At 48.0% G+C, this 5192-nt stretch carries 2 tRNA genes and 2 rRNA genes; all 4 read right to left on the bottom strand.

The window, feature by feature from the left end:
• Positions 1-142: 142 nt before the first annotated feature.
• The 4 genes from R2S10_RS24635 to R2S10_RS24620 all read right to left on the bottom strand — a co-directional run bounded on the left by R2S10_RS24635 (position 143) and on the right by R2S10_RS24620 (position 5101).
• Positions 143-3023 (bottom strand): 23S ribosomal RNA (locus tag R2S10_RS24635).
• A gap of 219 nt (positions 3024-3242) precedes the next feature.
• Positions 3243-3316, bottom strand: a tRNA-Ala gene (locus tag R2S10_RS24630).
• Between the two features lie 15 nt (positions 3317-3331).
• Positions 3332-3405: transfer RNA gene (locus tag R2S10_RS24625), tRNA-Ile, on the bottom strand.
• A gap of 174 nt (positions 3406-3579) precedes the next feature.
• A 16S ribosomal RNA gene (locus R2S10_RS24620) occupies positions 3580-5101 on the bottom strand.
• Together the 16S and 23S rRNA genes with 2 tRNA genes alongside form the textbook arrangement of a ribosomal RNA operon.
• Positions 5102-5192: the final 91 nt, after the last annotated feature.

Raw genomic sequence — 5192 nt, 5'->3', positions numbered from 1 at the left:
TTGTTTGTGTTGTTCTTGTATTGATATATACCATCAAGCCTAGGCCAGTAGTAAACACCATACAAACCATATCATATGGCCCACAAACAGTGACATATTATTGAAAGAAGTTAGTTATGAAGAACAAACAACAGTTTATTGCTCTTGAAAGCTTCGGATGATTAGTATTACTCGACTTTGATGTCACCACCTTTACATCTGTAACCTATCAACGTAGTAGTCTTCTACGGTCCTATATGGAATTCTCATCTCGTGGCTAGTTTCGCACTTAGATGCTTTCAGCGCTTATCTATTCCCAACGTAGCTACTCTGCAATGCCCCTGGCGGAACAACAGATTCACTAGAGGTTAGTCCAACCCGGTCCTCTCGTACTAAGGTCAGCCCCACTCAAAATTCCTACGCCCACAACAGATAGGGACCGAACTGTCTCGCGACGTTCTGAACCCAGCTCGCGTGCCACTTTAATCGGCGAACAGCCGAACCCTTGGGACCTTCTCCAGCCCCAGGATGTGACGAGCCGACATCGAGGTGCCAAACCTCCCCGTCGATATGAGCTCTTGGGGGAGATCAGCCTGTTATCCCCAGCGTACCTTTTATCCTTTGAGCGATGGCCCTTCCATGCAGAACCACCGGATCACTATATCCGTCTTTCGACCCTGCTCGGCTTGTCTGCCTCACAGTCAAGCAAGCTTATGCTATTGCACTCCTCATACGGTTACCAAGCGTATTGAGCTTACCTTTGAAAGCCTCCGTTACCTTTTTGGAGGCGACCACCCCAGTCAAACTACCCATCAAACAATGTCCCCCCCGAAGGGGGTTAGACACCGAATACAAAAAGGGTGGTATTTCAACGTTGACTCCACAACACCTAGCGATGCCGCTTCACAGTCTCCCACCTATCCTACACATCTTGTATCCAATGTCAATGTTAAATTGTAGTGAAGGTGCATGGGGTCTTTCCGTCCCGTTGCGGGTACCCGGCGTCTTCACCGGGACCACAATTTCACCGAGCTCATGGCTGAGACAGCGCCCAGATCGTTACACCATTCGTGCAGGTCGGAACTTACCCGACAAGGAATTTCGCTACCTTAGGACCGTTATAGTTACGGCCGCCGTTTACTGGGGCTTCGATTCAATGCTTCTCCTTTAACAGATGACATCCCCTCTTAACCTTCCAGCACCGGGCAGGTGTCAGGCCTTATACTTCATCTTTCGATTTTGCAAAGCCATGTGTTTTTGTTAAACAGTCGCCTGGGCCTTTTCACTGCGGCTGATATTGCTACCAGCGCCCCTTCTCCCGAAGTTACAGGGCCATTTTGCCGAGTTCCTTAGCCATGATTCACTCGAGCACCTTAGAATTCTCTTCCCGGATACCTGTGTCGGTTTGCGGTACGGGTTTTTATAACCTGAAGCTTAGCGGTTTTTCTTGGAAGTCTGATTACCTGCGCTATCTACGCCCCCGAAGGTTTGCAGTACTATCGGGTTTCAGCTAGATCTGCGGATTTGCCTACAGTCCTAATACCTACGCCCTTTAACGATCTATTCCGTCAGATCGCGGCAGTGTCACTACTCCGTCCCCACATCGCAGTTATAAAAAGTACTGGAATATTAACCAGTTGTCCATCGAATATCCCCTTCGGGTTCTCCTTAGGCCCCGACTAACCCTGATCCGATTAGCGTTGATCAGGAAACCTTATCCTTTCGGTGGGCGGGTTTCTCTCCCGCCTTATCGTTACTTATGCCTACATTTGCTTTTCCAGAAGCTCCACCACAACTTACGTCATAACTTCGCTGCCGCTGGAATGCTCCCCTACCGTAATATTTAATATTACCCATAGCTTCGGTGTATAGTTTAATGCCCGTTTATTATCCATGCCCGATCGCTCGACTAGTGAGCTGTTACGCACTCTTTAAATGAATGGCTGCTTCCAAGCCAACATCCTAGCTGTCTATGCAATCGGACCTCGTTAGTTCAACTTAACTATAACTTGGGGACCTTAGCTGATGGTCTGGGTTCTTTCCCTCTCGGCCCGTGACCTTAGCACCCCGGGCCTCACTGCAGTGTATATTATATAGCATTCGGAGTTTGTCTGGATTTGGTAGGATTTGACTCCCCCGCACCCAATCAGTAGCTCTACCTCTATATAACTGAACCACCACGCTGTTCCTAAAAACATTTCGGGGAGTACGAGCTATTTCCCAGTTTGATTAGCCTTTCACCCCTACCCACAGATCATCCGGAAACTTTTCAACGTTTATCGGTTCGGTCCTCCAGTACGTGTTACCGCACCTTCAACCTGTCCATGGGTAGATCACAAGGTTTCGCGTCTACCTCCCCTGACTATACGCCCTATTCAGACTCGCTTTCGCTGCGGCTGCGTGTCTTAAACACTTAACCTTGCCAGAGAAGAGTAACTCGTAGGCTCATTATGCAAAAGGCACGCCGTCACGCCACCTGGACGCTCCGACCGCTTGTAAGCACACAGTTTCAGGTTCTATTTCACTCCCCTGTTCGGGGTTCTTTTCACCTTTCCCTCACGGTACTGGTTCACTATCGGTCTCTCAGGAGTATTTAGCCTTACCGGATGGTGCCGGCAGATTCCCACAAGGCGTCTCCGACCTCGCGGTACTCAGGATACTACTAGACTAGTCTTACTTACGTGTACGAGGCTCTCACTCTATATTGCCAGGCTTCCCATCCTGTTCCACTTCATTTAACTAATGTCATATCGTAGTCCTACAACCCCAGTTATGCCGTAACATAGCTGGTTTGGGCTCTTTCCCTTTCGCTCGCCACTACTTAGGAAATCATTATTATTTTCTCTTCCTCTGCTTACTTAGATGTTTCAGTTCGGCAGGTTTGCGTACATTGTACGACTAGTCTTCAACTAGCCAGGTTTCCCCATTCGGAAATCTTCGGATTAATTCATATTTGCTAATACCCGAAGCTTATCGCAGCTTATCACGTCCTTCATCGCCTCTGAGAGCCAAGGCATCCCCTGTGTGCTCTTATTTACTTTCTTCTCTCCATAGCCTTTTGCGCCTATGGAAATGCTTTTTTTGATATGTCGTTATCTTTACGGTCTCTCGTAATTGCTTACTCAATCCCTTCAAGCTAACAACGTCTCTATTGTTGTTTGCTCTTCTTTATTAACTTCTTCCAATATGTCAAAGAACTTTAGTTCCCCTAATTGCTTTCCAGCAATTATATTTATGGCCTCTCGTATTTAGACCGGGTAATGTGGAGAATAACGGAGTCGAACCGTTGACCTCCTGCGTGCAAGGCAGGCGCTCTAGCCAGCTGAGCTAATCCCCCTTAGAATATATAATGTAGTCCCGAGCAGATTTGAACTGCTGACCCCTACATTATCAGTGTAGTGCTCTAACCAACTGAGCTACGGGACTATTCTTAGGCTGCTTAAGTCTTGTTCTGAGGTGTCTCATTCACAATCCTTTTGCCTCATCCTATTCCTTCGCTTAGTCAGAAACACTATTTGATGTTTCATCCTATGGGTTTTTCTTTTGAGATTTTATTGTCATTTATATCATTTACGTAGCGAGTAGTCTGAACTACTCCAGAAAGGAGGTATTCCAGCCGCACCTTCCGGTACGGCTACCTTGTTACGACTTAGCCCCAGTTATCGGTTTTACCCTAGGACGCTCCTTGCGGTTACATACTTTAGGTACCCCCAACTTCCATGGCTTGACGGGCGGTGTGTACAAGGCCCGGGAACGTATTCACCGCGTCATTGCTGATACGCGATTACTAGCGAATCCAACTTCAAGAGGTCGAGTTGCAGACCTCTATCCGAACTGTGAATGGCTTTTTGAGATTTGCTTGCTGTTGCCAGCTTGCTGCCCTCTGTACCATCCATTGTAGCACGTGTGTAGCCCCGGACGTAAGGGCCATGATGACTTGACGTCGTCCCCTCCTTCCTCTCTGTTTGCACAGGCAGTCTGTTTAGAGTCCCCACCTTAACGTGCTGGCAACTAAACATAGGGGTTGCGCTCGTTGCGGGACTTAACCCAACACCTCACGGCACGAGCTGACGACAGCCATGCAGCACCTAGTTTCGTGTGATTGCTCACTCATCTATCTCTAAATGATTCACTAACTTTCAAGCCCGGGTAAGGTTCCTCGCGTATCATCGAATTAAACCACATGCTCCTCCGCTTGTGCGGGCCCCCGTCAATTCCTTTGAGTTTCAATCTTGCGACCGTACTCCCCAGGTGGAATACTTAACGCTTTCGCTTAGCCGCTAACTGTGTATCGCTAACAGCGAGTATTCATCGTTTAGGGCGTGGACTACCAGGGTATCTAATCCTGTTTGATCCCCACGCTTTCGTGCCTCAGCGTCAATAACACCATAGTAAGCTGCCTTCGCAATCGGTGTTCTGTGACATATCTATGCATTTCACCGCTACTTGTCACATTCCGCCTACCTCTAGTGTATTCAAGCTCATCAGTATCAAGGGCACTGCGATGGTTGAGCCACCGTCTTTCACCCCTGACTTAATAAGCCGCCTACGCACCCTTTAAACCCAATAAATCCGGATAACGCTTGGATCCTCCGTATTACCGCGGCTGCTGGCACGGAGTTAGCCGATCCTTATTCCTTCGGTACATTCAGCTACTTACACGTAAGTAGGTTTATTCCCGAATAAAAGCAGTTTACGACCCAGAGGGCTGTCTTCCTGCACGCGGCATGGCTGGTTCAGAGTTGCCTCCATTGACCAATATTCCTTACTGCTGCCTCCCGTAGGAGTCTGGTCCGTGTCTCAGTACCAGTGTGGGGGGTCATCCTCTCAGATCCCCTAGTCATCGTGGTCTTGGTGAGCCGTTACCTCGCCAACTAACTAATGACACGCATGCCCATCTCAATCCTATAAATATTTGATCATTAGATAATGCTATCCTGTGATTTTATGCGGTGTTAATCCGAATTTCTTCGGGCTATCCCCCTGATTGAGGTAGGTTGCATACGCGTTACGCACCCGTGCGCCACTTTCCCGAATAGCAAGCTACTCGGTATCGTTCGACTTGCATGTATTAGGCCTGCCGCTAGCGTTCATCCTGAGCCAGGATCAAACTCTCCATTGTAAAATGTGTTGTTTGAACGCTGACCATTCTTAACTTGTTAATAATAGTCTTTATTCTTTTTTTGTATTGTCTGTCAGTTTCTGACTCGAAA

The sequence above is a fragment of the Pedobacter gandavensis genome, assembly GCF_032678745.1.
Classification (GTDB): domain Bacteria; phylum Bacteroidota; class Bacteroidia; order Sphingobacteriales; family Sphingobacteriaceae; genus Pedobacter; species Pedobacter gandavensis_C.
Note: the sequence above shows the minus strand (reverse complement) of the source record. Positions and strands in the feature narration are given on the sequence as shown.